Source organism: Lentibacter sp. XHP0401, assembly GCF_025751535.1.
GTDB lineage: Bacteria > Pseudomonadota > Alphaproteobacteria > Rhodobacterales > Rhodobacteraceae > Lentibacter.
Map to the genome: position 1 here is coordinate 14,793 of NZ_JAOWLC010000019.1, position 14,532 is coordinate 29,324.

12 protein-coding genes are annotated in these 14,532 nt (G+C 57.5%); 7 read left to right on the forward strand and 5 right to left on the reverse strand.

All coding sequences use genetic code 11. The features are described 5' to 3' along the window. The first annotated feature begins 4 nt into the window (after positions 1–4). The 5 genes from OE750_RS17850 (at position 5) to OE750_RS17870 (ending at position 5,333) form a co-directional block, all read left to right on the forward strand. The gene (locus tag OE750_RS17850) at positions 5–868 is read left to right on the forward strand and encodes an ABC transporter permease (RefSeq protein WP_263765662.1); all 864 of its coding nucleotides are present in this window, start codon (positions 5–7) and stop codon (positions 866–868) included. Between the two features lie 3 nt (positions 869–871). Beyond that, positions 872–1,912, forward strand: a complete 1,041-nt coding sequence (locus OE750_RS17855) for an ABC transporter ATP-binding protein (RefSeq protein ID WP_263765663.1) — start codon at positions 872–874, stop codon at positions 1,910–1,912. Positions 1,913–1,969: 57 nt separating this feature from the next. Then, positions 1,970–2,434 carry a gamma-glutamylcyclotransferase family protein gene (locus tag OE750_RS17860; protein WP_263765664.1) on the forward strand — a complete coding sequence of 155 codons (465 nt, stop codon included), beginning with the start codon at positions 1,970–1,972 and terminating at the stop codon, positions 2,432–2,434. A 41-nt stretch (positions 2,435–2,475) separates the two neighbouring features. Continuing rightward, positions 2,476–4,086, forward strand: a complete 1,611-nt coding sequence (locus OE750_RS17865) for an ABC transporter substrate-binding protein (protein WP_263765665.1) — start codon at positions 2,476–2,478, stop codon at positions 4,084–4,086. Positions 4,087–4,175: 89 nt separating this feature from the next. Beyond that, on the forward strand, positions 4,176–5,333 hold the full coding sequence (locus tag OE750_RS17870; protein ID WP_263765666.1) for a M20 aminoacylase family protein: 1,158 nt from the start codon (positions 4,176–4,178) through the stop codon (positions 5,331–5,333). Positions 5,334–5,632: 299 nt separating this feature from the next. Here OE750_RS17870 and OE750_RS17875 read toward each other — a convergent pair whose 3' ends face one another. The 4 genes from OE750_RS17875 to OE750_RS17890 all read right to left on the reverse strand — a co-directional run bounded on the left by OE750_RS17875 (position 5,633) and on the right by OE750_RS17890 (position 10,784). Continuing rightward, complete coding sequence (locus tag OE750_RS17875; protein ID WP_412176246.1) at positions 5,633–6,172, reverse strand: IS6 family transposase; 540 nt, start codon at positions 6,170–6,172, stop codon at positions 5,633–5,635. A gap of 191 nt (positions 6,173–6,363) precedes the next feature. Next, positions 6,364–7,386 carry an ACP S-malonyltransferase gene (locus OE750_RS17880; RefSeq protein ID WP_263765667.1) on the reverse strand — a complete coding sequence of 341 codons (1,023 nt, stop codon included), beginning with the start codon at positions 7,384–7,386 and terminating at the stop codon, positions 6,364–6,366. Then, on the reverse strand, positions 7,383–9,563 hold the full coding sequence (locus tag OE750_RS17885; RefSeq protein ID WP_263765668.1) for a thiamine pyrophosphate-dependent enzyme: 2,181 nt from the start codon (positions 9,561–9,563) through the stop codon (positions 7,383–7,385). The genes OE750_RS17880 and OE750_RS17885 overlap by 4 nt, the downstream gene beginning before the upstream one ends. An 18-nt stretch (positions 9,564–9,581) precedes the next feature. Next, positions 9,582–10,784 carry a pyridoxal phosphate-dependent aminotransferase gene (locus OE750_RS17890; protein WP_263765669.1) on the reverse strand — a complete coding sequence of 401 codons (1,203 nt, stop codon included), beginning with the start codon at positions 10,782–10,784 and terminating at the stop codon, positions 9,582–9,584. Positions 10,785–10,912: 128 nt separating this feature from the next. Here OE750_RS17890 and OE750_RS17895 point away from each other — a divergent pair, with 128 nt between their 5' ends. Both OE750_RS17895 and OE750_RS17900 read left to right on the forward strand, forming a co-directional pair. Then, entirely contained in the window at positions 10,913–11,839 is a 927-nt protein-coding gene (locus tag OE750_RS17895; protein WP_263765670.1) for a LysR substrate-binding domain-containing protein, read from the forward strand. Between the two features lie 166 nt (positions 11,840–12,005). Beyond that, entirely contained in the window at positions 12,006–13,478 is a 1,473-nt protein-coding gene (locus OE750_RS17900) for an aldehyde dehydrogenase family protein (RefSeq protein ID WP_263765673.1), read from the forward strand. Between the two features lie 78 nt (positions 13,479–13,556). On the opposite strand, the gene OE750_RS17905 is transcribed toward OE750_RS17900, so the two are convergent. Then, positions 13,557–14,429, reverse strand: coding sequence for an NAD(P)/FAD-dependent oxidoreductase (locus OE750_RS17905; RefSeq protein WP_263765671.1), 873 nt, complete (start codon positions 14,427–14,429; stop codon positions 13,557–13,559). Positions 14,430–14,532: the final 103 nt, after the last annotated feature.

Sequence of the window (14,532 nt, forward strand, 5' to 3'; positions counted from 1 at the left end):
GCAGATGAGAACCTTTCTAACCTTTATCAACGTGACGTGGAAATCCACTGGTGGCCGGATCAGCCTGTGTATTTTTGGCCTGTGTTTGATCCTCGCAGTGATCGGCCCGATGATCGCGCCGTTTGGCCCTTCAGAACGGTGTTATGACGCCGCTGGTAAACTGTTGCGTCTGACGCCTCCGTCCTGGGAGCATCCGCTGGGCACCACGGTTATGGGCCGTGATGTGTTGAGCCAGATGTTGTGGGGCGCGCGCACTGCAATGCTGGTCGGGCTGTTGACAGCGCTTGGCACTGTCGTGATCGGTCTGAACTTTGGCCTGATTGCAGGTTATTTTGGCGGTCGGATTGACGCGATACTCATGCGGATCACCGATATTTTGCTTGGGCTGCCATTCCTGCCATTCATCATTGTTTTGCTGGCGCTGACAGATCGCAACATCTGGACCATTATTCTTGCGATGACTTTTGTAATGTGGCGCTCTACCGCGCGGATTGTGCGGGCAGAAGTGATGTCGCTACGCGAGCGCCAGTTTGTCGCCGCAGCCCGCACGACCGGTGCCAGCGACGCGGATATTCTTTATCGTGAAATCGCGCCGAACATAATGCCGCTTGCCGTTACATCAATCACCTTCGCACTGGCATGGGCGATTATCACCGAGGCGAGCATCGGCTTTCTTGGATTTGGTGACCCTGATGTCGTCAGCTGGGGGTCGATCATTTATGACGCCTACGCGTCGCAGGCGATGTATCGGGCACCGTGGTGGGTGGTGCCGCCTGGTATCGCGATTATGGTTCTGGTGACCTCTGTCTATTTTATCGGCCGCGCCTATGAAGAAGTTATCAATCCCCGTTTGCAGGAAAGGAGCTAACCAATGGAGGATTCAACTCCTGTCGTTGATGTGCAGGGTCTGCACGTTGGGTACCGCACTGCATCTGGACCTGCGCGTGCGCTGCTGGACATTGATATGACCATTCAGCCGAACGAGCGCGTCGGGCTGGTCGGTGAATCTGGGTGCGGCAAAAGCACGTTACTCAAGACCATCATGGGTGTTTTGCCCCCCAATGGAGAGGTGACCGAGGGCCGGATTTTTCTTGGTGATGATGATCTGTTGGAGATGAGTGAAGAGGCTCGCCGCAAGACCCGCTGGGCCGAAATTTCCATGATTACGCAAAGCGCGCTGAATGCGCTAAATCCGGTCAAGCGGATTGACGCGCAAATTCTTGAAGCGGTCCGCGCCCATCGCCGGGTCAGCAAAGCCGACGGCAAGGCGCTGGTGGCACGCCTGTTCGAGATGGTTGGTGTCAGTCCTGATCGGGCGCATGATTATCCCTTCCAGTTTTCCGGCGGAATGCGCCAGCGTGCTGTTATCGCAATGGCGCTGGCCTTGTCGCCCCGTCTTATTGTGGCAGATGAACCGACAACGGCGCTGGATGTGATTGTGCAGGACCAGATATTCACCCGGTTGCGAAAACTTCAAGACGAGCGCGGCTTTGCCATGATCCTTGTAACACACGACATCGCGCTCGTGGTTGAAAACTGCCAGCGCATTTGTGTGATGTATGCGGGAATGATCGTGGAAACCGGACAGACGCAGGACATCGTCAACAAGCCGCGCCACCCTTACACAATTGGTCTGCTGAACGCCGTGTCAGTGCTCGGCTCTACACGTGAGCCCATTGCCATACCTGGCAGCCCGCCAAACCTGTTTGAAAAACTGGGAGGTTGCCGGTTTGCGCCGCGCTGTCCTCTGGCGACGCAGCTTTGCCATACTCAGGTGCCGCCAAGAGTTGATCTTGAAAATGATCGGGTCGTGCGCTGCCATCATTGGGAGAAGGCGGATGATTTTGCCGCCAAAGCAAGTTCGGCAGAAACATGGGCGCAGGCGCCGGCGGCTCAACTGGAAAATCCATAACGGCAATGCGCTAACAAACATGATGCGCTTAACACACTATAGAAAAAGGAGATATCAATGCACTACTTTGCTTACGGAACCTTGCTGGTTGAAGAAAACATGCGCAAGGTCGCGCCCGGAGCGCGCAATGTCGGCTATATGCGGCTTGAGGATTACGTTCTCGGGTTCGGGAAGTGCAGCCAACCCGGCGTTGCCGGCTGCATGCTCGTCCCGAAAAAGGGTGGCGTGACCTATGGCATCCAATACGAGCTGTCTGACGGGTCGATGGCGGCGCTGGATGCGGCTGCTCATGTTGCCGAGGAGCAATGGGTGCATGTTCCCGTTACACTCACCGACGAAGCCGGAAACAAGGTGCAATCCACCACATATACCATTCCCGGTTCACGCAGGCCTTGGGCACCGACCGATACCTATGTCGCACCCATCCTGTTGGGGCTGACACAGTGCGATTTTCCCGAAGAATACAAACATGGGCTGCGCGCAATGATAGCCCACGAACAGGCTGCCGCTGAGGCGACCTGAAGCGAAACCGCAACGACCACACTCAAACCTTGGAGGACCAAATGAAGCGTTTAAGAATGACTGTTTGTGCGGCGAGCCTGATGCTCGCTCCGCTGTCCGCACTGGCCGAAGGGGCAATCGTCCCGACGATTGATTTTCTGACCTGGCCATCGACGAAATATCAACATTATTACGAAACCAGTGCTTATCTGGCTGAAAGCTGGGCCGAGCTTGGGCTTGATGTGAAGCTCAATCCGCAGCCGTTTCCGGCTCCGATGCTGGGGATGTGGTTTACCGATCATAAGTTTGATGTGGTGATGTCGGTCCTGTCCGGCTCCAGCGCGAGGTTTGAGCCCGATTTTTTTACGTCTAACCAGTTTGTCAGCGAAAATTCCACTCCGGGCGGGATGAACGTTGGGTCGTTTTCCAATGCCAAGGTGGATGAACTAACCGTCAAGCAGCGGGCAATCTACGATGTTGACGCCCGCCGCGAGGTGATTTTTGAATTGCAGGAGGTTTTGCAGGACGAGCAACCAGAGGCACTGCTGGCCTATGTTGTCAACACCACCGCCTATAACAAGGAAAACGTCAGCGTCGAAAATTACGAAAGCACGCCCGAGGGGCTGCGCTCGATCTGGAACCTGCTCAAGATGGAATCTCTGGATGGTGATGACCGGGTGTTGCTGGGCTGGACGATTGATCAGGACAGCTGGAACCCGCTCACTTTCAAGACGCTCGAAGATCTTGACCGTCTTGGACTGGTCTATGACCGATTGCTGGTTGTCGGTCCGTCCGGAAAGCCCGAAATGTGGGCGGCGCAAAGCCTGAAAGCCGTGGACGAAACCACATTCGAGGTTGTTCTGCGCGATGATCTGATGTTCAGCGATGGCAAGCCAGTCACGGCAGAAGATGTCCAGTTCACGTTCAACTACCTGAAAGAAAACAAAGCGGTTTATTTTCAGCAATACCTCGACAATCTCGAAGACATCACGGTTGATGGCCAGACCATCCGCTTCAAACTGGCAAAACCATCCGCGCCGTTTGTGTCGGCGGCTCTTGGGCAGGTGCCGATCCTGCCCAAACACATCTGGTCCAATATCCTCGAAGAGACCGGCCTGAGCAAACCGCACGACTATCGCAACACAACGATCGTTGGCAGCGGGCCTTATACGCTTGATTACTGGAAAGAGGGGCGCGAGATTTCGTTCAAGCGCAACGCCGACCACTTTATGAAACCCAAGGCCGACCTATTGATGGTTCAGTTCGGATCGGCAGAGATCCTGTCGTCTGCACTGGCCAAAGGTGATATCGACATTTCGCTGCAACCGCTGGTTCCCACCGTCATTGACGAGTTCCGTCATTTCGACCAGCTGGAATTGGTGCAGGCACAATCTAACGGATATATGTCGGCGCGCTACAACATCAACTCCGAGGTGTTTGCGAACAAGGCACTGAGGCAGGCGTTGTCACATGCCATCCCGCGGGATGCGATCATCGAAGAAGTGCTGGGCGGCGATGCAGGACCAACGCCATCGTCAATCGTGCCGTCCAACGGGTTCTGGATCAATCCTGATCTGGAGCTTCCCGCGTATGATTTGGGTATGGCACGTCAAATCCTGACCGATGCCGGATTTAGCTGGGACAGTGATGGAAGGTTGCACTTTCCCGAATAGGGAAAGCACCATTTGAAAACAGAAAGGGGCCCGACGTGGCCCTTTTCGCATTCTGACCCGCGCGGTATCAAACCCAACAGGAATAGCTCATGACCCTAGACACCCGTATCGCAGCCATGCACGACGACCTCACCAAGATCAGGCGGCATATCCACGCCAACCCCGAACTGCTGTTTGATGTTCAGAGAACCGCCGCACTGGTGACTGACGAACTGACGAAATACGGCGTTGACGATGTGGTGAACGGTATCGGTCGGACCGGCGTTGTCGGCGTTATCAAGGGCAGTCGCTCCGGCTCGGTTATCGGCCTGCGGGCGGACATGGATGCCCTGCCCCTGCAAGAAGAAGCGGGGCCGGTTCACGCCTCGAAAATCGCCGGCAGAATGCATGCCTGCGGCCATGACGGCCACACGACCATGCTGCTGGGGGCTGCGCGATACCTTGCTGAAACACGTGATTTTGCAGGAACGGTGATTGTTATCTTTCAACCCGCAGAAGAGGGCGGCGGTGGCGGGCGTGAAATGGTAAATGATGGGCTGATGGAGCGCTTCGGTATTGACCATGTCTACGGGCTGCACATTTTCCCCAATGACCGAGCCGGAACCTTTGCCATTCGCAAAGGTCCTATTCTGGCGGCCGTCGATACGTTCTCGATCCGCATTGGCGGCCGTGGCGGTCATGCCGCCAAGCCGCAGGCGACGATCGACCCGATTGTTGCGGGGGCAAATGTGGTAAGTGCGCTTCAGACAATCGCGTCCCGCTCGGCTGATCCCAAGACACCTCTTGTCGTATCGGTTACGAGCTTTAACGCGGGGCAGGCCACCAATGTCATCCCGCAAGAGGCCATACTGACAGGAACCGTGCGTAGCCTTTCGACCGATGTGCGCGATCTGGCGGAACAGCGGATCAAAAAAATCGTGCCCGCGGTGGCTTTGGCCTACGGTTGCACGGCCGAGCTGACCTATGAACGCCTTTATCCGGTAATGAGCAATCATCTGCACCAAACCGAAATAGCGGCCGATGTTGCCGCAACACTTGTGGGCGAGGAGCAGGTCAATCGCGATTATCCATCCAGCATGGGAGGTGAGGATTTTGCCTTTATGCTGGAAGCGCGACCAGGTGCCATGATTTTTCTGGGGCAAGGGCCGGGCCCCGAACTACACAACACTGCTTTCGATTTCAACGATGCGGTGATCCCGTTGGGGGTGGCGTGGTGGGTGCAACTGGTAAAAACAGCAAACGGTTGAACTCTCTTGAGCAGCCCCACTTGAGTGGTCCAAATTGAAAGTTAGTGGATGATTGGCCTTTGGTCCATCGGAACGATGGTGTCATACCCATTCGAACTCGTCTCGGCATGGACAGTGAGGCTGTCCCTTGTGCCGCACCAAGATCGCGCCACTCGGCAAGAGCCGCGACGCGGTTAAGCTTGAATTGTCTCTGCTGTCGAGAGCACTTCCTTATTGAAATGGTTGCAGACAGAGGCATGAACGGAGACGAATTTCTGTAATCTTCGCATGCTGCGGAAACATTGCATGGCCCGTTCTCGTCAACGAAACGGAAGGTGTGAATTTTCCGCGCGATTGTTGAGCCAGCGACCGGTTTCCTGCCTCTGCTCGTTGCCGATTTCCTTCATTGCAGCACCGTAAGACCGGAGTTTGTCGGTCACCAGGATATGAGGATGACCGTGACGCTTCATAGCTTTCCTGAGGAATTTCAACGCTGCTTTGCGACTCCGGCGCTTTGTGACATAGCTTTCCAGCACCTCGCCCACGTGATCCACGGCACGGCAAAGATAATGCGCCTCGCCGTTGATCTTCACGAAAATTTCGTCTAGGTGCCACCGCCATTTTGAATGGGCCCGCATCTGCTGGACACGCCTTCTACGTATTTTTCCAGCAAAAATTGGGCCAAATCGGTTCCACCAGAAACGGATAGTTTCATGGCTGACGTCGATGCCCTGCTCATGCAGCAAATCCTCAATGTTTCGAAGTGATAACGGAAACCTTACGTAGAGCATGACCGCAAGGAGGAGATCCCAGGGCAGGTTTTGAAATAACGAAAAAGAAAGCACTTTGTCATTCGACAAGCTTAGGCCAGCACCCCACCCGGCTCAAGCCAGTTTGCTCTGACAGGGCCCAGACAAGCATAGCCGCAAGCTGGATGTTTGCAGGCTAAGTCTTGAAGGTGCAAAAGGAGTTGTGTTTCCTCACCATCAAAAGCTACGAGACCGCCCTTCCCGGCGCGAACCAGCCCCGTCTGACCATGCCCTGAATTGATTTATATGACGAGGCTACGCTGGTCTTCGCGGCCCATGGAGGTGAGGAAGGGTGCTTCTGTCTGCAGGGACTGGAAGCTTTCTTTGCTGTCCATGCCGCGCCAGTTGCACGAGATGAGAGATTGGGCAACGGCCCCGCCCAGTGTTGTGCCCGGGCCGAGAACGATAAATATATCTGGCGCAAATTCGCGGGCGGCAATGCTGATGGCGTGGCGGAAATCGAAGGTTTCGATGACCTGATGCCCGAGCGTATAGTCAAAGAGCGCATCTGTGTCTGTGGCGTGGGGCCACCAGATCGCGCCGCGGCCGTCGATCATCGGGACGCAGGGTTGGGCGAACATGGATGCGTCAAAACGCTTTTGTGCAGCTTCTGACACAGGCTTTTGCAGCGCGGTGTGAAAGGCGGCGTGGTTTGCGAGGCGCATCAGGAAGCGGGCTTGCGGCTTGGCTTGAGCGGTGAACGCGTCAAGGCCGGCATCGTTTCCGGCGAGAACCAGCATGCCGCCAAGATCGATCGAGAGGGCCAGTTCGTGACCCGCTGTTGCATGGATCCGGCTGACCAACTTCAGAACGTCAGCGCGCTTTGCCGCGTCGGGGCGCCAGTCGTCGCCTGTGACGGGGTAGACAAGCTGGCCGCCGATCAGGCTGTCCTGCATCATCTGGCCCATTGTGTTGACGAGGGTAAAGCCCTGGTCGGCGTCAAGCGCACCGGCGCAAGCCAGCGTGGTATACCAGCCCATGGAGTTGCCGGTGACGGCGACCACTTCAACGTCTTTGAGCGACAGAAAGTCGGCGTAGCTGGCGGCATAGATGAGGGCGGAGGCGTTGTCGCCGCGGGTGTGTTTGGCGATTGAGTAGCGCCCGGCTCCGTCCAGATCGGCGAGGGTTTCCTGTCCGGCTGCGAGGCGTGCTTTGTCGAAGGCGGCAAAGAGCGCGGTTTTGTCAGGGTGAAGGCGGGAGAGGCTGCCAAGCTCGGGTTTGTTATAGGTTCCACGACCGGGGCAGACTATGACTGCGCGTTTCATTGGGTGAGTTCCTCGGCAGCGGCGATGATCTGGGCTTCGTCGGGCATGGTTGCTCCGTAGGCGGGGCCCGTGGCGATAAAGCTGTCCTCAGCGGTGACGCGGGCCAGCCGTTTGTGCCCTGCTTCGGTGAAGAGTGCCATCAGGCCCTCGGCCTGTCCGCCTGTGCGGCGGCATTCATCGACGATGAGGATAGTCTTGCAGCCCTTGGTGGCCTCCAGCAGCGCCTCTTCCGGCAGCGGCGCGAGCCAGCGCAAGTCGATTATCCGCAGGTTGATATCTTTTGCGCGTATCGTGGCTTCGGCTTTGCGCGAGAGGTAGTAACCGTTGCCATAGGTGACGATGGCGAGGTCTTTGCCGGAGCCGTGAACGCCCACGTCGCCGATTGCGATGCGCTGGTCGGGTGAGGGGTATGTGCTCATCCATGCGCTGTCGCCTTCGGCCTCAAGGTCGCGCATAGGATAGAGCGCGATGGGCTCGAGAAACACGACCACGCGCTGTTCTTCGCGGGCGAGGCGGACGCATTCGCGCAGCATCATAGCGGCTTCATCGCCCCGCGAGGGGCAGGCGATGATCACGCCGGGGATGTCGCGCAGAACGGCGATCGAGTTGTCATTGTGGAAGTGCCCACCAAAGCCCTTTTGATAGCCCAGGCCGGCAATGCGCAGCACCATCGGGTTTGTGAACTGGCCTTTGGAGAAGAAGGGTAAGGTTGCAGCTTCTCCGCGGATCTGGTCTTCGGCATTGTGCAGATAGGCCAGAAACTGGATTTCGGGCATTGGCAGGAAGCCGTTTTGCGCCATGCCGATCGCGAGGCCGAGGATGGATTGCTCATCAAGCAGCGTGTCGATCATGCGGTCTTCGCCGAACCGCTGCTGAAGGCGTTGTGTGACGCCGTAGACGCCGCCTTTGCGCCCGACATCCTCACCGCAGCAGATGATTTCGCTGTGTTCCAGCATCAGGTCGGTCAAGGCCCAGTTGATCAGGCGCGACATGGGTTGCGGCTTGTCCATCGCGTTCATGTCACTGCCGAAGGTGGCGGCGCGGGTCTCGGCATCGGGGCCGTTGCTGGCGGTGCAGGTGCGTTTGGGCGGAATGATCGAGGCCATCACATCTTGCGCGCTGCGCAGATGTGGGCGTTTCACCGCCTCGGCAGCGGTGCGCTCGACCCTGTCTTTTGTTTCAGTGTAAATTTCGAGCGCATCGGAGGGGGTGAGCGCGCCTGCCTGTGCCAAAAGGCGGACCGTGTGCAGGAGCGGGTCGTTGGCCTCTTCGGCCTCGACAGCGGCACGAGACATATAAGTTGTCGGCACATCGGCGCCTGCGTGGCCGTAGAGGCGCACGGTTCGCAGGTGCAAAAAGGCGGGCTTACGGCGGGTGCGGACAAAGTCAGCGGCCTGCCGCGCGGCGGCGTGTGCATCGTAGATGTCGAGCGCATTACCGTGGAAATACTTGAGGCCGGGGCGGTTCTGGAAGCTGGCGGCGATCCAGCCTTTCGGGGTCGGTGTCGAGATGCCGATGCCGTTGTCTTCACAGATGAAGAGCAGTGGCAGCGGGCTGGACTGAAATGAAGTCCAGCCCGCTGTATTGAACGCGCCTTGGGCTGTAGAGTGGTTGGCTGACGCATCGCCAAAAGAGCAGGCGACGAGCGCATCTGCAGGTAGGATCTGGTACTCTCGCCGATGCCGCCGTGCCAGCCCGATGCTATAGGCAGTACCGACGGCCTTGGGCAGGTGGCTGGCAATTGTCGAGGTTTGCGGCGGGATCATTAGCGCCTTGGACCCGAGCACTTTGTGACGCCCCCCCGAAATCGGGTCTTCGGATGAGCAGGCGAAGGATAGCAGCATGTCCCAGAGGGCGGACTGGCCGGGCACCTGCTCGGCGCGGGCGAGCTGAAAGGCGGCGTCGCGGTAATGAAGGAAGGCCATATCGGTGGGGCGCAGGGCAGCGGCCACGGCGGCTACGCCTTCGTGGCCTGACGAGCCGATGGTGTAAAAGCCCTGACCGGCCTTTTGCATGGCGCGGCTGGTCAGATCGAGCGCGCGGCTGAGGCACTGGCTGCGAAAGAGTGAAACCGCCTCGGCGTTTGACAGCGCGGCGGTCGGGGCCTTGCCAGCGGGGAGATCGTTGGCCGCCACGCGCGACAAGAAGTTTTCGTGAACGATTTGAGCACGATCCATCTTTTTCGTCCTTTAGTGCTAGATCAGTGTGGTTGTTGCGCGCCGGAGGCGGGCAATGCCATCGGCCAGTTCTGCGTCAGAATAGGCGTAAGAGAGCCGGAAGTGGCCCGGCATCGAAAACGCGCTGCCGGGCACCAGCGCCAAGCCTTCCGAGGCCAGCACATAGCGGCAGAAATCGCTATCGATGTCAATGAGCGTGCCGTCAGGTGCCGAACGCCCGAGAGCTTTTTCGCAGGAGGCGAAAATGTAGAAGGCACCGTCGGGAAATGTGCAGCTCAGGAGCGGATCGTCGTTGATGGCCTGAGCAACATTGTCGCGGCGTTTTTGAAAGATTGCGGCGCGCTCAGCAAGCAGGCTCTGATCGCCCTGCAAGGCGGCGAGGGCAGCGGCTTGCGAGACCGAGGATGCGCCGGATGTGCTTTGGCCCTGCACATCCTGCATTGCCTCGATCACGGCTTCAGGGCCGATAGCCCAGCCGATGCGCCAGCCTGTCATAGAATAGGCTTTGGAGACGCCATTGATGACCACCGTGCGTGCGCGCAGGTTGGGTAGCGCGCTGAACACGGAGGTAAACGGCGCATAGGCGATGTGCTGATATATTTCGTCAGAGGCGATCCAGACATGAGGGTGTCGGCGCAGCACCTCGCCGAGCGCCACCAGCTCTTCGCGGGTATACATCGCGCCGGAGGGGTTTGACGGCGAATTGAGCAAAAGCCAGCGCGTGCGCGGCGTGATTGCGGCCTCAAGCTGTGCGGGGGTGAGTTTGTAGCCCTGATCGCCGCCGCAAGCCACTTCGGTGACTTGACCACCGGCAAAGCGCACGATGTCGCGATAGCTGGTCCAGTAGGGCGTCGGGCAGATCACCTCGTCACTCTCATTGAGGTTGGCGAGAAAAAGGTTGGACAACACCTGTTTTGCGCCTGTCGAGATGATAACATTTGCGCGTTTGACATTGGCCTCTTCGGCGACAGCATCGCGCAGGGCGGCGGTTCCTGCTGTGGGCGTGTAGCGCGTCTGGCCTACTTTCATGGCGGCGGTTGCTGCCTCGCAAACATGCTGAGGTGTGGGAAAGTCGGGCTCGCCCGTGGCAAGGCTGAGAACGTCTTTGCCTTCTGAACGCATGCGGCCGGCGGCTTCCGATATTTGAACGATTTCCGAAATCGCGATGGATGCGATACGGTCCGCGCGGAGGAATGGCTCATTCTGGGTTGTGTCGTGCATGTTCGGACTCCCTTGCCCCGAAGCTGGTTTCGCTCTGGTTTACATCAATATTTCAGTTGGAAATATCACTTTAATGGCACTGTTCGATGAGTTTTATGAATGCTAAAAGCAGGCAGTGACATGTGGACATGGAAAAGATGAAATATCAAAGCCCGGCACAAAAAGCGCAGAGGCGTTATCTCCCTTCTTACGCGGTGTTGCGCAGCTTTGAGTGTGCGGCGCGCCACGAAAGCTTTACGCTTGCGGCAGAAGAGCTGCACCTGACGCAAAGTGCTGTCAGCCGGCAGGTGAAAGAGTTGGAAGATACGATCGGCACTGCGCTGTTTCGCAGGGTCGGTAGGCGTGTGTTGCTCACATCAGCAGGGCGCAACCTTGCGAGCGAGCTGTCTGTTGATCTGGAAAACATTCGGCAAACTGTCTTGAAGGCGATTTCTGCGGGCGCTTCGGGCGCGGCTATTCGTGTTGCCACATTGCCTGCGTTTGCGAGCCGCTGGCTGATCCCGCGGCTGAGCGAGTTTACGGCGTTGCATGAAGGTATAGAGATCAGCTTTGCCACGCGACTGGAGCCGTTTGACATGAGTCGCGAGAATTTTGACCTTGCGGTGCATTTCGGGCGTGAGGACTGGCCCGGAACGGAGATGGAGCTTTTGTGCTCGGAAACCATGATCGCTGTGGCTTCGCCCGAGTTCAAGGCGCGCCATAAGGTGGCATCTATTGCCGACCTTGCGCATGTCCCCTTGCTGCATCTGGAGACCCGCCCCACGATCTGGGAGGAGTTCTTTGCAAAGGCGGGCGTGACTGACAGGCGCGCGGGGGCAGGTCAGTATTTCGACCAGTTCACTTTGGTCATTGCGGGGGCTGTTGCGTCACTCGGGGCCGCACTTTTGCCAACCTATCTGATTGAGCAGGAGCTTGCCGACGGCAGCCTTGTTTTGCTGGATGATATGACAATCACAACAGGGAACAGTTACTATCTGGTCAGGCCTGCCAAGACTGACAACGCTGAAGTCGCGAAATTTGCAGCGTGGATGAAGCGATGTGTGCGAGATAGTTGATTGGTGCATTTTTGGAATGCTTTCATTCGTTTTGAATGCTTTTTTATTAACTGAACTTCGGGCAGTTTAGACGGAACGAGGGCTCTTTGACGGGCCTGTAACGCCGGATAGCGAAATGAGGTTTGCAATGAACGTGAAAGCACTGACTGAAAGCACTTTGGAAACAATGGGTGTGGACAAGGCCGACTGGACGGCGGGCGAGCTGGCCGTAGACAGTCCGGTGACGGGCGAGCAGATCGCAAATGTGAAAATGACGGCTGCTGCAGACGTCGGCGGCGTTGTGGCAAAGGCGCAGGAAGCGTTTTTGCTGTGGCGCAAGGTTCCGGCACCGCGCCGCGGCGAGCTTGTGCGCCTGCTTGGTGAAGAGTTGCGCCGCTCGAAAGAAGACCTTGGCAAGCTGGTCTCGATCGAGGCGGGTAAATCGGTTTCGGAAGGGCTTGGCGAAGTTCAAGAGATGATCGACATCTGCGACTTTGCTGTCGGTCTGTCGCGGCAGCTCTACGGCCTGACGATCGCAACAGAGCGCCCCGGCCATCGCATGATGGAACAATGGCACCCTCTCGGTGTTGTCGGTGTGATTTCGGCGTTCAACTTCCCTGTTGCGGTTTGGTCTTGGAACACGGCGCTGGCACTTGTTTGCGGCAATCCTGTTATCTGGAAGCCATCGGAAAAGTCGCCGCTCACGGCGCTGGGCTCTATGGCTATTCTGGGCCGCGCACTGGAGCGGTTCGGCGATGCACCGGAGGGGCTTGTCTCGCTTATCAACGGGCGCGGAGATGTGGGTGCGGCCTTGGTTGAAAACCGCGATGTGGCGCTGGTTTCTGCGACAGGTTCGACACGAATGGGGCGCACTGTCGGCCCCAAGGTTGCGGAACGTTTCGGGCGCTCCATTCTGGAGCTGGGCGGTAACAACGCGGGCATCGTTGCGCCGAGCGCCGATCTGGATATGACCCTGCGCGGTGTGGCTTTCGGGGCGATGGGCACAGCCGGACAGCGCTGCACGACCCTGCGCCGCCTGTTTGTGCATAGCTCGATCTACGATCAACTGGTTCCCGCGCTGAAGAAGGCTTACGAGAGTGTTTCCGTTGGCAACCCACTGGACAGCGAAGCCCTTGTCGGGCCACTTGTTGACCAGCAGGCATTCGAGCAGATGCAAGCCGCACTTGAAGAGGCGCGCAAGCTTGGCGGCACAATCACTGGCGGTGAGCGGGTGGCGGTAAGTGGTGCCGAGGGTGGATTTTATGCGCGCCCTGCGCTTGCGGAAATGCCCGAGCAGAAGGGGATTGTTTGTGAAGAGACCTTCGCGCCGATCCTTTATGTGATGAAGTATGAAGACCTCGACGACGCGATTGCGCAGCACAATGCTGTGGGCGCGGGTCTTTCATCGTGTATCTTTACACTCGATATACGCGAGGCAGAAGCCTTCCTGACTGCGTCGGGGTCTGATTGCGGGATTGCAAATGTGAACATCGCCACTTCGGGTGCCGAGATTGGCGGCGCATTTGGCGGCGAAAAAGAGACCGGCGGAGGCCGTGAGAGCGGCTCTGACGCGTGGAAAGGCTACATGCGGCGCGCAACCAATACCATCAACTACTCCGCTGAGTTACCGTTGGCGCAAGGTGTAGCTTTCGACCTATAACCTGCCGGTGCCCTGTGGCGAAAGGGCTGATGGCCCCACGGGTAACCCCACCTTGTGCGGCGGCACCAATTATATGTATCAAAAGCGGTAGCAAGGCGATAGCTCTGGAAATGTCGCCGAATTTCCCGCCATTTCATGTGCTAGTAAACTTGCTGTGGTAGGCCCAAGGGTAAAACCCTGATGTCCATGACCAAAATTCGCCCAAAGCCCGCTTTGTCCAGGCACGGCCCCCACAACAGGCAACATATCCGGCATACAAGGGCGATTGCCCATCCAAGGATCAGCATCTCGAGGAGCTTCAATTTCAAACAACTCTCGAGCTGACACAATCGCGTGGTTTAGCTGAGAGGTCGTTCCTGCTGAGGATGGGCGGGAGAGCTCCGCGCCGGTTAGAATCCGCAGACCAGACACCATCGGTGCCAATACTGTGCTATTCTTGGCGTCTACGAGCAACAAGTTTGGCCCCCGCGACGATTTTAACTGAAGATGATAACCCCGTTTGCAAAACAATGGGACGCGCAGACCAAAACGGGTAGTAAGCTGGGCCGACTGTGATCCGAGGCAAATCACAGCGTCCCGCGCAACCATTGGCCCTGTCGCGCCAGGGATATCGACAGCCCACTTCCCTTGCCTTGCATGCAGTGTCATCGCATCACCAGAGACCACAGTGCCTCCAGCAGCTTTAAACAACTTGGTATAGGCAGCAACAAGCGCTTCGGGATCGCGGCATGTCCACGGATCAAGCCATTGAATCGCGCCGGCAAGTGGTATGAGTAAATTGGGTTCCGCCCGTTGAAGGGCTCGCCCATCTAGTGGTTCAAATGCGACACCATATTCGCGCGCCATTCGTTCTGCCCGGGCAATTGCCCCTGTCAGTTCTTGTTTATCCCGATAAGCATGTCGAAACCCTTTGCGACAGATCAACATATCCGCACCAGAAGCGCTAATCAAAGGCGCATGATCACGCGTCGCACGACTGTCTTGGCCCCTTAAAAGTGTGCCACTATTTGAGTGTCACAGGAGGAAGAAGGGATGGCTCGGAAACGGTATTCGG